Source organism: Collinsella sp. CLA-ER-H8 (assembly GCF_040092335.1).
Lineage (GTDB): Bacteria > Actinomycetota > Coriobacteriia > Coriobacteriales > Coriobacteriaceae > Collinsella.
Window position 1 is genome coordinate 1 of sequence record NZ_JBBNLU010000036.1, and the last position, 14,065, is coordinate 14,065.

Below are 14,065 nucleotides of genomic sequence, written 5' to 3' on the forward strand. Positions count from 1 at the left end.
GGCCCCAACTATGGACACATAACCCAGTTCAAGTGTAACTACCGTGTGTACAACTAAAGCAACCCGGCCGGGACGAGGGGTGACGCAAAAGCGTCGCCCCTCGTTTTTAACCATGTCAACTGAACCTGGTTCAGGCTTCAATGCAAGAAGAAGCAGGCCGAGGTCCAGATTTCGGACAAGAAGAGGGCGCTCGCGCGCGAGGCGCGCAAGGCACGCAACCACGCGCTCATGGTCGCCGGCGGGCTCATCGTGAACCACGCGCCGTGCGGCAACTGGAAACGCATCGACTGGGACAGGCTTGCGGCGTGAATCGACCGCCACGGATACAAGATCACCGGCTCCACGCAGCACGGAATCTGGACCCGTAACCTTTCGTAGCCCAGATCAAAATACCGGTTGTTTCCAGAAATCCTCTAGGAGGCGTCTAGATAGAGGATTTCTGGAAATGCAAATAACAATAATTTAGATTCCGAGCGTATCGACCGGAGCAACAACGATGCCTTCGCTAGTTACGTGAGCCGGCATACCAAACCCGATGACGATGAGTTTCGCCGCAGGCGGCCTCTCCCCGCGATCGACCAGCTTTCGCTCAAGTCGAAGCAGATTTTCCACTGCCTCTGGGACTTGGGGGCTCCCGAGCTTAACCTCAACGGCAACCCACGAGCCGTCACGGCGATGGACAATCGCGTCGACCTCTAGGTCGTCAGCGTCGTGGTAGTGAGATACGGTCGCATCGCTGGCCGCCGCGTAAACCTTGAGATCGTGCAGCACAAGGGATTCGAAGAGCAAGCCAAGGGTCTTCGGATCGGATGACAACGACTCCGGGTCCGCACCGATGAGGGCGACGGCGAGCGATGAGTCCGCAAGGTGCCGCTTCGCGCCCTGCCGCAACTTCACCGGCGACCTGAGAGCCGGATGCCACGCGGGGACATCGTCGACGATATTGATACGGCGCAGCGCGTCCATGTAGCCGGTAATCGTATTCTTTGAGACGTCAACGCCCAAATCCCTTTCGATGGACCTCATGCCGGCAAGAGTCGATTCATTGCGTGCAAGCGACGAGAGCAAGGCCCTTACCTTAACCGGGTCGCGTTTCACTCCATCCGCCCTCGAAACGTCAGACTCGCAAACACCGTCAATATAGGCGGCGGCTATCCGCATTGCGTCGGCAGTTGTCTTACCGACCGCTTGGGGCCAACCGCCGCGGCAGAGCAAATCCGCGATACCGGCGATACCGGCGATGGATCCGAGTGACGCCGCAACGGAATCGCCATCGAGCAGCGCACCAAGCGAGACCGCTCCCGACGAAATACCGAGCTCGAAAAGCGTCATGGTATCCATCCGCAAACGGGCGATTCGACCCACACCGCTGTGCATCGGCTGGTTCTCGGCTCGCGGCGTCGCAGATCCGGTGAGAATGAACTGTCCTGGCTCCCCTCCCCTGACATCGCATTCGAATCGCACGGCATCCCATAGCTTCGGTTCTTCCTGCCATTCGTCGACAAGCCTCGGGGTCGGTCCGACAATTGCTTGGGCCGGATCGAGACGAGCGAGCTGGAGGGCCGCAAAACCGCCAGATGGGTCGGAGAGAGATAACGATGACTCGGCAAATCTCTGAGCTGTCGTTGTCTTTCCACACCATTTCGGCCCCTGAATGAGCACTGCACCAAAAATGCCAAGGTCGCGCTCGACCAAGCAGTCAACACAACGTCCTATATACCGATCCATCGGCTTTCCCTCCAATCATTCATTTGAAATTATAGCGTCTATCTGCGTCGTTGGGACAAATAACGATTACTTATTGGGACGATTAACGGTAATTTATTGGGACGATTGACGATAGCTCGTTGGGACGATTTCCATTTTCTTAAGGCACTAATCAACGAGACCCACTGTGAACTATGAGACGGATAAATTTAGCTGACGCCTCTCATGAGTTCAGCAATGCTGATTTGAAATCCGTCGGCAATCTTCTTGAGATTTGAGAGGCTGACATTACGCCGACCTACTTCAATGCTCGCGTAGTAGGAACGATCCATTTCAATCAAATTGGCGAACTGCTCCTGACTGCACCCGAGTCCAGCGCGGAGCTCTTTGCATCTCATGCCGAATGATTTCTGAAGCGTCGTATCCATGACAAAAAGAGTCATGGATTGTTGTATAAAAGCCAACGGACTATATACAACAATCCCAGTTAAGGCGCATAATTATCTCTATTGGAAAGCGCTCTGATGCCCAGTCGGATAGGGCACGGAAAAGGAATGGAACAGCACAATGACCCAGGGAAAGCACTTCGCTGCCGGTGGCGATCACTTCGCCGCACTGCCAAACAAAAAGATTCACACTCCGAAGGGGATCGCGCGTCTGACCGTCACCGCGGCGACCATGGCCGCCATGACCGGATCGAGCCTCATCTCACCGTTCACGGCATTCGCCCAGACCGGTGACGGGGGCACACAGCACCCCGCCGTGATGTCGCCGATCGCCGCCCACGCCGGCGCGGCATCCGGTACCGGCGCAAAATCCGCCGCACAGACCATCGCGGATCTGCAGAAGGCAGTCGACGAGGCGAAGGCGAAGGAGGACGCCGCCAAGGCATCCTACGATGAGGCCGCCGGTCCCTACAACGAGGCGGCTTCCGCCCGCGACCAGGCCAAGGCATCCTACGATTCGGCAGTCAGCGCCGGCGCGGCAGCCGACCGTGCGGCAATGGACGAGTACGCCCGTCAGGTCGCGGAGGGCAAGGACGCCGCCGATGCCGCCGGCAAGGACCTCGAGCAGGCGAAGGCGGGTCTCGCAGACGCCAAGGCGGATGCGTCCGAGAAGGACGAAGCGTACCAGTCCGCCCTCAAGGCGGCCCAGGATGCCAAGGATGCCCTCGATAAAGCCAAGGCAGATGCCGTAAGCGCCACCCCGGAGGCAATCAGTGCCGCCGAGCAGGCCGTGCGCGACGCCCAGGCTGCCGTGGACAGGGCACAGGCCGAACTGGACAACGCCAACGCGACGCTTGCCGATGCCCAGTCCAAGCTGGTTGCGGCCCAGTCTGCAAAGGATGCCGCCGATGCCGTCCTCGCTGCAGCCCAGCAGAACAAGGACGCAGCGGATGCGAAGGTCGCAGCCGCCAGCGCCGCCTACGAGAAGGCGAAAACCGACCTCGCCGCAGCGGAGGCAGGCGCCAGCGGTCCGGAGTACGATGCGGCAAAACAGAAGGTTGCGGACGCAGAGGCAGCCCTCGTTGCCGCACAAGCGACACAGTCCCAGTGCGAGTCCGAGCTCGAGCAGGTACAGTCCGCTGCGGCAACGGCGCAGGCCGACCTGAATGATGCCCAGGTGGCCCTCTCCGTAAAGCAGCAGGCCGCGGCCGATGCCGAATCCGGTGTGAGCGCCGCCCAGTCCGCTCTCGATGCCGCGAACGCCGGTCTCGATGCGGCCAAGCAGGTGAATGCCGACGCCGTCGCCAAGCTGGATGCCGCGAAGCAGGCTGTCAAGGACGCAGAGTCCGCCAAGGCAACCGCAGACGTAGAGCTCGCGAACGCCAAGGCCGCAAAGGATACCGCAGACGCCGCCGTAACCGCCGCGCAGCAGAAGGTCGACGAGGCCCAGGCGAAACTCGATTCCGCCGACGCGCAGCTCAAGCAGGGAGCCATCGGCTTCTTCCGTGCCATGGGTGCCGAAGATGCAGCCAACATCATCCTGAACGCCAAATATGCCGGAAAGACCGAAGTCGGCAACTCCAAGGACGCCACGTCTCTTGACAATATGCTCAATGCGATCAAGTGGATGAAGTCCGTCAACGACTACCGCAAGTCGGTCGGCCTGTCCGAGCTCCATGTCACCTACAAGCTCATCGCCGGTGCGATCGCAGATGCCAACTACAGCGACACCGTGCTCGATCATGCCCGTCAATATGATTTTGCCGAAAACCTGGCATGGAATTACGGAATCGATCCGAGTGGGCAGTGGATCGAGCAGGAGAAGGGCTTTTTCGACAAGGCAACGGAGGCCCTTTATGGAGTCACCGGTCTTGTCGGCAAGGATGCCTATGATTTCTATGCAAAGAACGGTGTCGCAATCAACCATTGGATTGCAGACAACTGCCACTGGGAGAACGGCAGTAGCGGCACCGTCGGCCATTACATGAACATCATCAATCCCGAACTCGCCGTTATGGGAATGGCAACCTGCACCAAGGGCACCATGTCCGGGCTTCAGACACAGTGCTACACCGCAGAAATCTCCGGCTGGTCCGGCTCCGGTTGGAACATGAACCCCATCTCCGTCGACGAGTACGAGCAGAAGCTGACCTCCTATATCAACGGTCTCAAGAACGCCAAGAGCGCACTCGACGCAGCCAAGGCCGATCTCGCATCCAAGCAGCAGGCAGCCGCCGGCGCCGCCGCAACCGTCCAGCAGAAGCAGGTCGCGGTGGATTCCGCACAGGCAGATGTCGATGCCGCGAAGCAGGGCGTTGCCGATGCGCAGCGTGCCGTCGATGCCGCAAAGGCTGATGTCGCCGCCAAGCAGCAGGACGTCACGGATGCCCAGACCGAGCTTGATGCGGCGAAATCGGACCTCGATGCCGCCAACGCGGCAGTCGATACGGCAAAGTCGACCGTCCAGCAGAAGCAGGTCGCCTTTGATGCTGCCAACGCAGCCGTAATGACCGCACAGTCTAAGTTGGATTCCGCCAAGGCGGACACCGCTGCTAAGCAGCAGGGCGTGGACGATGCGAACGCCGACCTCGCGAAGTTCTTCCAGGACGTCGCCGACGCCAAGAAGGCGGTCGATACCGCAAAGAGTGTTCACGACGCGGCGGCAGCCGACCAGGCCGAGAAGGCGGCAGTCCTCGCAGCCGCCGAGCAAAAGGCAGGCGCCACCGCACGCGCCCTCGCGGATGCCCAGCGTGCCGTCGATGCCGCAAAGGCCGACACCGGCGTTGCCGCCGACAGGCTCACCGGCTCCCAGACCGATCTTGTGGGCGCACAGTCGAACCTCGACATCCTCACCGGTCTTGCCGCGAAGCTCGCAGAGGCACAGCAGCGCGAGCAGGATGCAGTAAAGGCTGTCAATGACACCAAGGCCGCGCTCGATGCCGCGAAGGCGGATGCCATCGCCGCCGAGTCCCTGGTCTCCGCCGCCGAGCAGGCAAAGGCGCAGGCAGACGCCAAGCTGTCGAAGCTGAACTCCATCGATGCCGGCGCGGCGATCGCTTCCGGCCATGATGTGAACGCGGATGACGCCCTCAACGCGCTTTTCGCCGCAGCAGTCGAGGCGCGTGCCAAGGTCGCGCCCGCCAAGGCCATCCTGGACGAGAGGCAGGCCGCGGTGGACGGGCTCCAGCCCGGCTACGATGCGGCACTCGCCGCCTACGAGTTGGCGAAGTCCGACCGCATCGCAGCGGAGCAGAAGCTTTCCGATGAGATCGCACGACAGGAGGCGAAGGAGGCCGCAAAGCAGCAGGCGGTATACACCCCGAAGCACCTCGCCGGCACGGAGACCGCTCAGCCCGGCAGCCTCGCCCAGACCGGCGACCGCGCGGGACTCATCGGCGAGACGTTCGCCATCGGCGGTACCGTCCTCGTGGCAGCCGGCGTCTTCCTCGATCAAAAGAAGCGCCGCGAGCAGATGTAGTGCAAATCGCATAACGACTCGGAAAGGGGAATCCCGCAAAAGGGATTCCCCTTTTTCGTCTCGCCAGCCACGGTTCGTTGAGGCAGCTTCAGCTTAAGGGCCACAGATTAAACCGATTTACAACTGTGACCATATGACTGTGCGCACATGTTAGCATGGTCATATGGTCACCTATTTACAGCTGCGATTATGCTGCAATAACTCAACCGTTAGTGCTTATTAAACAGCCAATCGAAGCCAGGCTTGCCCAGTGTTTGGCGCATCTGCCCCACCTGAATATCCGTCTCCACACCATCCTTGCCGAAGACGGCGCTCATGTTCTCAGCGGTCGGGATGACCGTTTTCACTTCGCCCGTGGTGAGGTCGAAACGTTGGTTGCTGACCTGGTCCTCAAGATGGATCTGATCATCGGATCCAAAGACACTCTGGAGCATGGCTGCCTCCTTGCAAGAAACTGTCGCCCCAAGATAACAGACGGGCGGATCCGGCGCAGCATATAACGCTCGGTAATACATGACCATGTTAATGTAGTCATATGTTCACGTATTGCAAGCTGGGACCTCATGTATTAGAGCTCGAGCCGTGGCCGTCAGGACGTCCGGCGGGGAAATCATCGGGGTCGATGCGTGGGGCACGGCGAAGGTTCTTACCGGAGCCTATGGTCCCGGCTCTCCCGGTCGTATTCCTACGATATCGCCCCTAAATCACCAATGTGTCAGATAAAGAATGATGCAATGGCTATGATCAAGCATACGGCGGATGCGGCGACTGCGCCTTTTTTCCTCTCCTTTAGTCCGACGAATAGGGTTGCCGTAAAGTAAAGGGCGGAAATGCAGTCTATGGCAAGCAAAACGAGTTCCTTTGGCGGTTTCAGCAAAAGGTCGCTAGCAAAGAGTAATGCAAGCAGGGCAAAGCCGATTGTGGTCAAGTATCTCGATTGATTTTGCGACAGCATGGCAACTTCCTTTTAGAACATGTAAGTGAAAAGTCGGTACGATGTCATTGCGGTTGCAAACAAGCCGCTGCCAGGACCGGTTGTCACGAGACCGGCGATAACGCATTTTCTCGGTTTCCAGCTCATGACAGACCCCTCTCTCATAGTGAAACGCATACATTATGAGATATGCACATTATCTCGCTAATTAATTTCAATATCCATCATCTAACACTAAAGAATACTGCCTCACTGGTTCAGCGACGATGCGTTTTTACCCTTGCGTTCCCACTCGCCGCGTCGGCGGTCGGAAGGGTCTCCGTCTCGCAATCAGCGACCTTGTAACCGTATCTGATGACTGTAGGTTAAACCAACCCACATCCATGAGCACGTTAATGTAGTACCATACTAATTACTTAACATGCTCACGTATTTCTACCTGCGTCTTAGAATTACTTAATGTAGTCACATGTTAATGTGCTAATATATGACTACACTATTCAGAAAGGGGAGAACATGGCGACGAACATCCTGCTAGTCAACCAGAAGGGCGGCGTCGGCAAGACGACGTTCGCCGACGAGATCGCCTGGGGTCTCGAGCGCCGCGGCCACAAGGTCGGTTTCGGCAACCTGGACCCGCAGGGCGGTGCGAACCACGAGAAAAACCTGCTCGACGACGAGGACGCCGTGAACGTCATCGACACACCGGGCTTTTTGAGCGACGACACCGCCGAGTACGCCAAGAATGCGGATATCGCGATTATCCCGGTGCAGCCCGGAACGCTGGGCCTGAAGCCCATGAAGCGAACGATCAAGGTCATCACCGAGGCCAATCCCGACTTGTCGTTCGCAATCATCATCAACAACTTCGCCGGCAACCAGACCGTGGACAGACAGTTCCTCGAACTGCTCGAGGCCGACGACCTTCCCGTGCTGGGCACCGTACCGACCGCGGCGGCCTTCAAGCAGGGCGCGGCGCTGGGAAAGCCCGTGTATGAAATCGCCAAGAACGGCAAGGCCGCCCAGGCGATTGAAAACATCCTGAACGAACTGGAAGAGGTGCTGTAAATGGCAAAGTTCAAAAAGGCGACCTCCTACTTCGATGTCGCCGCGGAGAAGGCCGAGGAGAGGCAGCAGAAAATCGTTGAAAGCGCATCTGAGCCCCAGAAATCGGCTCCACAGGTACGGAAAGCCGGGCGCCCGAAAAAGGGCCTTGAAGGGGCATCTGAGAGGCTTGTACAGTTGTCTGTCTACGTTCCCGAGAGCTACCGCAAGCGATTGAAGCAGGTCGCCCTTGAGGAAGACAAGTCTGTTTCCGATATCGCTCGGGAGCTTTTCGATCGCTATTTGGCCGAAAAAGAGATCTAGTTGAGTTAACGGGTACCGAAGGGTGCCCGTTTTCTTTTACCTTGGCCACTGAGAGCCGATTTAAGACCCAGTTTTATCTATCAATGAGAAAACGGTCGGACCTCACCGATAGGACGTCTTATTTTCGATTCTGCGGCTCCTTGCCGATAATTGAAGTGAGGTCAACCAAATGTCGGTATCCAGATCAACCGGAAAAACGGATTCGGTAGGTCATTGCCGAAGTGCAGGTGTTTACAGCCAAGAGGTTTAGTCCGCCCGGGGAGCGAAGCGACGCCGGCGCTGAGGGTTGGCAAGGGCGTAGTGATTTCAGTCAGGGATTGCTCTCCTTTCCGGTGAAAAGCGAGCGTCCGATTTGCCTATAACGTTTCGCTGGTCGCTAAGACCAATAGGGCCGTACCGGATTTATTTCCGGGAAAGTACGTTGCGAGTGGATAGGGTTTCGATTAAACGGTGATTGACATGGACGTGAATAAAAATCTCAGATCAAAGAAAAGCTCTCTTCCCCTTTCTTTCTCTTAAAACCTCTTTAGATATTATTGGTGCCCTTTTTGGAAACTTTTGGTTGTCAAAAAGGGCACAGTTTTCGGGTTTTTGTGCCCCTTTTGGAAACTTTTTGTGCCCCTTTTGGAAACTGCCATTGTCAAAAGGGGCACAGGAAATTGCCGAAAGGGGTATAGGAAATTGCCGAAAAGGGCATAGGGGGAGGCAAATAAAAAGGGACGGGCAATCTGTCGCCCGTCCCGATTAGAGGTTCTTGGTACCACGTTCCATGCACGCCTGCGGGTTCACATCGTACTCGGCGGGTGCCCTGGGCGAGATGACAGTTTTCACGACGAGATTCAGGCTTGTGAGCTTTTCGAGGGAGACACGAAGTTTGCTTTTGCTGACGGCGAGCTGATCGGCGGCATTCTGGGTCGATACTCGAAACGGCTTTGATTCCTTTGCCGCGAAGAACGAAAAGATGTAGCCGAAAAGAACCTTGTCGAGAGCAGAGAGATCGGTATCGCGAATCGCCCAAAAGGGGACCCGGCAGAAAGTTCCGCGCGAAGTCCACTCGTGAAGAGCCCTGGCATCGATGAACTCGATGCCGCAGAGCTCCGCCCACCTAGCCTCATCGACCCTGTAGGTGATTTCTTCGCCATGGCCTTCTTTTTTGATTAGAGCGAAGTTTTTGAGCTTCTGTAGCCTCTTACTGAGCGCCGAGGGAGAGATGCCCAGGGCTTCGGCAATCGTCTTGGCGTTCGAGTGGCATCCCTTCAGGGGATCCCTGCGCTGGAATCCGTGGATATACGCTAGGACAAGGAGTTCGCTTAGGGATAGCTTTGCCTCGGATTTGCGAAGCGAAAGCATCGAGAGAGGGAGTGCGATGAAACGACCGCTGTCGGCCGAGCTGTCCTTGAGCCATGATTCTGCGTTTAAAGCGGAAGCGTGACTCGAGTTCGAGCTCGGCGTGTCGCCCGGTTTTGACTGGGCAAGAAGGGCGGCGAAGTCCTCTTTCGAAATCGTGTTTTTGAACGTGCTCCTCCCGCTGGGCGGAGCGCCATTTACGTCCATAAAGTGACCTTTCCAAGGTCACCAACATGTTTTAAGTGGTAGAATATTACCAACAAGTTGATGACACTTCGCTTAAAGGACCCAAGCCGCCAAGCTAATGAGGGTCCTTTTTGCGTTATATATGTCCTACTGTTTTTGCTGATGAAGACGAATCTCCTCCGCATTGAACAGGTTCTGAATCGCAAGCGCAACGAGCCCAGATTTCGTGAGACCGAGTTCACGAGCCTTTATGTCCATCTGCTCGGTCAGCTCGGTCGGCAGCGTAATCATGAGCCGCTTTTTGTTAGACGCAACGGGCGTGTTGCTCATACGATGATCCTCCCTTCGGTTGAAAACAGTATATACCACTTCTAACTAAACTGTTACAGTTCTGAATGATTTAGGCATATTAGTGACTAAAACCTTAGCGGCCTAAAAATGGATTGTCGTTATTTTTGGCTGTTGCTATGGGTCGAGATAACCCATAGCAACAGCCAAAAGTTGCCAAAAGGGGCACAGCAAATTGTCGAAAAGGGCACAGTGAAACGTCCCTGGAATCAGCTGTTACGATAAAAAAGGGGGGGGGTAACTCCGCGGACACGGCCTAGCGCGCTGCCATCCAGTGCCGATTCTGCCATACTCGCAATTCGGCGAGGATGAGGAGTATGAATTGATCGGGGCGGCCTTTTGACGTCGAAGCCTTAGTGAATATCCTAAAAAGTGCTAACTGACTGACAATATTAAATATTGTTTCTAGTATAGTGGCAAATAAGATCTGGAACGGAATAAGGCAGGGGTATTTTTCTTTGGCGAATAAATTTGGATTTCATGGCAAGGGGGGTGGCGTTAAGGTTTTCATCGCTATATCAGTTGCCGTGTTCGCATTCTCTGCGCTATTTCTAAAAGTGGAGCGTTGCCAAAAAGATAGCGGAGGTGACTATTCACATTTGTGGTTCGTGAGCGGATCGGTGTTGAACGTTGACAGTTCTGGCGATTTTACCATGTCGGTCGAAAGCGAAGATCCATATAACGACGGGTCTGATCGTCTGACCATTCTGGTTGATTCAGAACATACGCGCTATGTAAGCGATAGCCCCGTGAGCGTTGGGTCTAAAGTCAAGGTAGGCTATTTTCTCGATTCCCGAAAGAGAAATACGATTCGCTGCTCTTCTGTGGATGTGTTGGAATAAATTTTGAGTAACTATCAGTAAAAAGCTACGAGCAAAGGCCGCTCCACGTGGGGCGGCCTTTTTGGTGGATAGACGTTGCGGAGGATGATTGATTGAGGTTTTTGCTCCGCATGGAAATCGAGTGAGGATTCTGTCCCGCGAGGGGCGTGTTTTGAGGCTCTTGGCGGTACGTAATTCTCGTTCGGCGTCTTGACGGGACAAAACCCTCGGTTGACTTTTCGTTATGCACGGAACCGGGACGTCCGTCGTAACGGTGGTGCTCTTGTATCCGTTTGAAATCGAGCGAAGGAGTACCGCTATGGAGCAATCGAGCCTATTTGATGACGGTGTGGACATCGATCTCGAAGCGCCTGCGAGCGTGGACGCCGCCGTACCAACCGATGCCCGTGCCCAGGCGGCAGCGCGCGTGGCTCAGCACCGATAGCGGTGCGTATGTGGCGAGCGTCGTCGAGAACGGTCCCGCCGCCAAGGCCGGCATCCAGGAGGGCGATGTCATCACCAAGCTGGACGATGACGAGATTACGAGCGCTGATGGTCTGATCATCGCGCTGCGCAGCCACGAGGTGGGCGAGAAGGTCGAGATCACGCTCATGCGCGGCAAGGACGAGAAGAAGGTCACGGTCGAGCTGGGCTCCGACGAGGAGCTGCAGAACCAGCAGCAGAACGACAGCGCGACCGACACCGGCAACGGCGGTATTACCGACGAGCAGCTGCGCCAGTATCTGGAGGAGCTGCTAGGCCAGCCGGGTCAGGGCTACGGCCAGGGCTACTAACGAGCCGTATCGCACATATCGAAGCCGGCGGGAGTCAGCCGCTCTGATAGACTCGTCCTTGCTGTCGGCAGCCCTCGTGCCGGGCAGAGCCCTCCATTTGATGGGAGGTGATGCCCATGACCGATTTCACCGAGCTCGTGAAGCTCCTGACCGCTATGGTCTCGCTCCTCACGGCCCTTGTCGGCCTTTCCAAGGCACTCAAGCAGGGTTCGAAGCCCAAAAAGAAAGGCCACCGTCGCTAAGACGATGACCTAACTTCATTAAGCAACGGCTCTGCCCAGCTCTCTACAACTTGGGCTGCCGTCGGCACCATTTTACCCTCCTGACGAGGAATTCGTCCATATTTCAAAAATCAAATCCTGTTCGCGCGTGGGCGTAAACTTATATAGTTGGGCAAATCCGGCAGATTGGAGCTTGAAACATGAGGGATATGCACCTCATGTCGCTCATAAAACGTCTCCTGACCTCGAAGGAGAACGTTTTTTAGCGACAGAAGGAGACATAAATATGATCTGGTTTACCAGCGACACCCACTTCGGGCATGAGAACGTGCTGAAGTTCACCGACCGCCCGTGGGAGACGATTTGGCAGATGAACGACGCCATCGTCGACAGCATCAACGGTAGGGTTGCCGTGGACGACGAGCTCTACATCCTGGGGGATTTCTCATTCAAGATGACCGCCCAGGACGCCTACGGGCTGCGCAAGCGAATCGCCTGCAGGCGCATCCACCTCGTCCCGGGAAACCACGACAAGGACTGGACCCAGCCGGCGGTCGCGGGCGCCTTCACCGTGGAGCCGCCGATCTGCGTGCTCAAGATCGACGGGCAGAAGATCGTCCTGAGCCATTACCCCATGGCCGACTGGCAGGGCATGAACCATGGATCGTGGCACCTCCACGGGCACATCCACAGCAGCGGCGGCGCGTACAACGAGTTCAACCGCAAGCAGGGCCTTCTGCGCTACGACGTCGGTTGCGATGCCAACGGGCACTCCCCGGTGAGCCTCGACGAGCTGAGGGAATGGTTCGCCGGAGTCGACGAGCCGTGCGGCCGGGTGAAATGGCCCTGGTGGGTCAACGAGACCGGCGACAGGCAGGTCGAGCGTGAGCTGGCGGCTTACAAGCGGAAAGAGGCGATCCGATGACGGTCTATGTGACGGGCGACATCCACGGTGGGCTCGACATGCAAAAGCTCCGCGACTGGGAGCTTGGGGATAGCCTTGGCAGCGACGACTATCTGATCATCGCCGGCGACTTTGGCTTTCCGTGGGATTTCTCTGCCGAGGAATGCGCCGACATCGCCTGGCTGGAGTCGCGCCCCTACACGGTACTGTTCGTCGACGGCAACCACGAGCGCTTCGACCACTGGGAGGAACGCCCCATGGAACCGTGGCACGGCGGGCTGACGCAGCGCCTGTCGGATACTTCGTCTATCCGCCGCCTCATGCGCGGAGAGGTCTTCGAGCTCGACGGCTCGACGGTCTTCACCATGGGCGGTGCCACGAGCGTGGACAGGGAATACCGCGTGCCCTATTCCAGCTGGTGGCCTCAGGAGCTCCCGGACGAGCGCGATTTCGATACCGCGCGGACAAAGCTCGACGAGGTCGGCTGGAAGGTCGACTGCGTCATCACCCATACCTGCGCCACACGCATGCTCTCGCCGACGCTCTACCCGGACCCAGGCTGGGAGCGCCCTGATGTGGACCGGTTGACCGAATTCCTTGACGAGCTCGAGAATCGCCTGGACTACAAGCGCTGGTATTACGGCCATTTTCACCGAGACGGCAACCCGGACGAACGTCATACCGTGCTGTACGACCGGATCGTGAGGCTCGGGGACAAACTCCTGCCGTGGGGCGCGTACTGATGGCTGTCTATGTGACAGGAGACGTGCACGGCAGGGCCGAGTACGGGGCCAGCAGGTTCGCCTTCAGGTCTTGGCCGCTGGGCCGAACGCTGACGCGCGATGACGCGGTGATCGTGGCCGGCGACTTCGGCTTCGTCTGGGACGGCTCGAATGCTGAGAGGTATTGGCTCGACTGGTTCGAGTCGAAGCCCTGGACCACGTGTTTCGTAGACGGCAACCATGAGAACCACCACGCCCTGACAGAACTGCCGGTGCGGGAGTGGAGCGGCGGTCTCGTCCATGAGGTACGACCGCACGTGCTGCACCTCATGCGCGGAGGGGTGTTCGACATCGCGGGAACCACGGTCCTTGCCATGGGCGGCGCCGCGAGCAACGACAGGCAGTATCGCAAGGAGGGGAGGAGCTGGTGGCCCGAGGAGATGCCGAGCGAGAAAGAGACGGAACACTGCCGCGCCTCGCTCAACCGCGTAGGCTGGAGGGTCGATTACGTGGTGACGCATGAGGCTCCTGCTGCCCTGGCCAGAGAGCTGTGCCGGGAGCGCGGACGTGAGTACCGTGGGGATCAGCTGCAAACCTTCCTGGGCGAGCTCGATGGGCGGCTCGGCTACCGCGCTTGGTTCTTCGGGCACTACCACGGTGACGAGTGGCGTGACGACAGGCACCGTCTGGTCTATCGAGACATCGTGCCGATCGAAAGTGCTGCGCCCGGTTCTCAGTTCTAGAAACCCCCTAGAAATGCTCTAGGGGGTTTCTAGAAAATTAGATGCT

The 14,065-nt window shown here is 57.4% G+C and carries 16 protein-coding genes; 10 read left to right on the forward strand and 6 right to left on the reverse strand.

Annotation, left to right across the window (positions count from 1 at the left end):
- Nucleotides 1-462 precede the first annotated feature (462 nt).
- The gene (locus AAAX72_RS09695) at nt 463-1,728 is read right to left on the reverse strand and encodes a DUF4143 domain-containing protein (RefSeq protein ID WP_161145597.1); all 1,266 of its coding nucleotides are present in this window, start codon (nt 1,726-1,728) and stop codon (nt 463-465) included.
- Nucleotides 1,729-1,916: 188 nt separating this feature from the next.
- Nucleotides 1,917-2,135, reverse strand: coding sequence for a helix-turn-helix transcriptional regulator (locus AAAX72_RS09700; RefSeq protein WP_260699934.1), 219 nt, complete (start codon nt 2,133-2,135; stop codon nt 1,917-1,919).
- A gap of 139 nt (nt 2,136-2,274) precedes the next feature.
- Between AAAX72_RS09700 and AAAX72_RS09705 the strand changes: the two genes are divergently transcribed.
- Complete coding sequence (locus tag AAAX72_RS09705; protein ID WP_349130180.1) at nt 2,275-5,631, forward strand: hypothetical protein; 3,357 nt, start codon at nt 2,275-2,277, stop codon at nt 5,629-5,631.
- 209 nt (nt 5,632-5,840) lie between these two features.
- On the opposite strand, the gene AAAX72_RS09710 is transcribed toward AAAX72_RS09705, so the two are convergent.
- Both AAAX72_RS09710 and AAAX72_RS09715 read right to left on the reverse strand, forming a co-directional pair.
- Nucleotides 5,841-6,065 (reverse strand): hypothetical protein, encoded by a 225-nt coding sequence (locus AAAX72_RS09710; protein ID WP_349111088.1) that lies wholly within the window; start codon nt 6,063-6,065, stop codon nt 5,841-5,843.
- A gap of 281 nt (nt 6,066-6,346) precedes the next feature.
- Nucleotides 6,347-6,586: a hypothetical protein gene (locus AAAX72_RS09715; protein ID WP_196033671.1), complete on the reverse strand. Its 240-nt coding sequence runs from the start codon at nt 6,584-6,586 to the stop codon at nt 6,347-6,349.
- A gap of 495 nt (nt 6,587-7,081) precedes the next feature.
- Here AAAX72_RS09715 and AAAX72_RS09720 point away from each other — a divergent pair, with 495 nt between their 5' ends.
- Nucleotides 7,082-7,633 carry a ParA family protein gene (locus AAAX72_RS09720; RefSeq protein ID WP_195544857.1) on the forward strand — a complete coding sequence of 184 codons (552 nt, stop codon included), beginning with the start codon at nt 7,082-7,084 and terminating at the stop codon, nt 7,631-7,633.
- Nucleotides 7,634-7,933: a hypothetical protein gene (locus tag AAAX72_RS09725; RefSeq protein ID WP_238023167.1), complete on the forward strand. Its 300-nt coding sequence runs from the start codon at nt 7,634-7,636 to the stop codon at nt 7,931-7,933.
- 744 nt (nt 7,934-8,677) lie between these two features.
- Here the strand turns inward: AAAX72_RS09725 and AAAX72_RS09730 are convergent.
- On the reverse strand, nt 8,678-9,487 hold the full coding sequence (locus tag AAAX72_RS09730) for a hypothetical protein (protein ID WP_349111094.1): 810 nt from the start codon (nt 9,485-9,487) through the stop codon (nt 8,678-8,680).
- 126 nt (nt 9,488-9,613) lie between these two features.
- Complete coding sequence (locus AAAX72_RS09735; protein WP_349090690.1) at nt 9,614-9,796, reverse strand: hypothetical protein; 183 nt, start codon at nt 9,794-9,796, stop codon at nt 9,614-9,616.
- 431 nt (nt 9,797-10,227) lie between these two features.
- Between AAAX72_RS09735 and AAAX72_RS09740 the strand changes: the two genes are divergently transcribed.
- The 7 genes from AAAX72_RS09740 (at nt 10,228) to AAAX72_RS09770 (ending at nt 14,019) form a co-directional block, all read left to right on the forward strand.
- A complete protein-coding gene (locus AAAX72_RS09740; RefSeq protein ID WP_349111096.1) occupies nt 10,228-10,656 on the forward strand; it encodes a hypothetical protein in 429 nt (142 codons plus the stop codon).
- Between the two features lie 298 nt (nt 10,657-10,954).
- On the forward strand, nt 10,955-11,080 hold the full coding sequence (locus tag AAAX72_RS09745; RefSeq protein ID WP_349130181.1) for a hypothetical protein: 126 nt from the start codon (nt 10,955-10,957) through the stop codon (nt 11,078-11,080).
- A gap of 10 nt (nt 11,081-11,090) precedes the next feature.
- Entirely contained in the window at nt 11,091-11,429 is a 339-nt protein-coding gene (locus AAAX72_RS09750; RefSeq protein ID WP_349130182.1) for a PDZ domain-containing protein, read from the forward strand.
- 116 nt (nt 11,430-11,545) lie between these two features.
- A complete protein-coding gene (locus AAAX72_RS09755; protein ID WP_255413117.1) occupies nt 11,546-11,671 on the forward strand; it encodes a hypothetical protein in 126 nt (41 codons plus the stop codon).
- A 265-nt stretch (nt 11,672-11,936) separates the two neighbouring features.
- Nucleotides 11,937-12,575, forward strand: a complete 639-nt coding sequence (locus tag AAAX72_RS09760; protein ID WP_349130183.1) for a hypothetical protein — start codon at nt 11,937-11,939, stop codon at nt 12,573-12,575.
- Nucleotides 12,572-13,297, forward strand: a complete 726-nt coding sequence (locus AAAX72_RS09765) for a metallophosphoesterase (RefSeq protein WP_349130184.1) — start codon at nt 12,572-12,574, stop codon at nt 13,295-13,297. Before AAAX72_RS09760 ends, AAAX72_RS09765 begins: the two co-directional genes overlap by 4 nt.
- Nucleotides 13,297-14,019, forward strand: coding sequence for a metallophosphoesterase (locus tag AAAX72_RS09770; protein ID WP_349130185.1), 723 nt, complete (start codon nt 13,297-13,299; stop codon nt 14,017-14,019). The genes AAAX72_RS09765 and AAAX72_RS09770 overlap by 1 nt, the downstream gene beginning before the upstream one ends.
- The last annotated feature ends 46 nt before the right edge of the window (nt 14,020-14,065 follow it).

Excerpts from the sequence above, each read along its gene's own strand:
- AAAX72_RS09695 (WP_161145597.1), bottom strand. The coding sequence starts at position 1,728 with ATGGATCGGTATATAGGACGTTGTGTTGACTGCTTGGTCGAGCGCGAC.
- AAAX72_RS09700 (WP_260699934.1), bottom strand. The coding sequence starts at position 2,135 with ATGGATACGACGCTTCAGAAATCATTCGGCATGAGATGCAAAGAGCTC.
- AAAX72_RS09705 (WP_349130180.1), top strand. The coding sequence starts at position 2,275 with ATGACCCAGGGAAAGCACTTCGCTGCCGGTGGCGATCACTTCGCCGCA.
- AAAX72_RS09710 (WP_349111088.1), bottom strand. The coding sequence starts at position 6,065 with ATGCTCCAGAGTGTCTTTGGATCCGATGATCAGATCCATCTTGAGGAC.
- AAAX72_RS09715 (WP_196033671.1), bottom strand. The coding sequence starts at position 6,586 with ATGCTGTCGCAAAATCAATCGAGATACTTGACCACAATCGGCTTTGCC.
- AAAX72_RS09720 (WP_195544857.1), top strand. The coding sequence starts at position 7,082 with ATGGCGACGAACATCCTGCTAGTCAACCAGAAGGGCGGCGTCGGCAAG.
- AAAX72_RS09725 (WP_238023167.1), top strand. The coding sequence starts at position 7,634 with ATGGCAAAGTTCAAAAAGGCGACCTCCTACTTCGATGTCGCCGCGGAG.
- AAAX72_RS09730 (WP_349111094.1), bottom strand. The coding sequence starts at position 9,487 with ATGGACGTAAATGGCGCTCCGCCCAGCGGGAGGAGCACGTTCAAAAAC.
- AAAX72_RS09735 (WP_349090690.1), bottom strand. The coding sequence starts at position 9,796 with ATGAGCAACACGCCCGTTGCGTCTAACAAAAAGCGGCTCATGATTACG.
- AAAX72_RS09745 (WP_349130181.1), top strand. The coding sequence starts at position 10,955 with ATGGAGCAATCGAGCCTATTTGATGACGGTGTGGACATCGATCTCGAA.
- AAAX72_RS09755 (WP_255413117.1), top strand. The coding sequence starts at position 11,546 with ATGACCGATTTCACCGAGCTCGTGAAGCTCCTGACCGCTATGGTCTCG.
- AAAX72_RS09760 (WP_349130183.1), top strand. The coding sequence starts at position 11,937 with ATGATCTGGTTTACCAGCGACACCCACTTCGGGCATGAGAACGTGCTG.
- AAAX72_RS09765 (WP_349130184.1), top strand. The coding sequence starts at position 12,572 with ATGACGGTCTATGTGACGGGCGACATCCACGGTGGGCTCGACATGCAA.
- AAAX72_RS09770 (WP_349130185.1), top strand. The coding sequence starts at position 13,297 with ATGGCTGTCTATGTGACAGGAGACGTGCACGGCAGGGCCGAGTACGGG.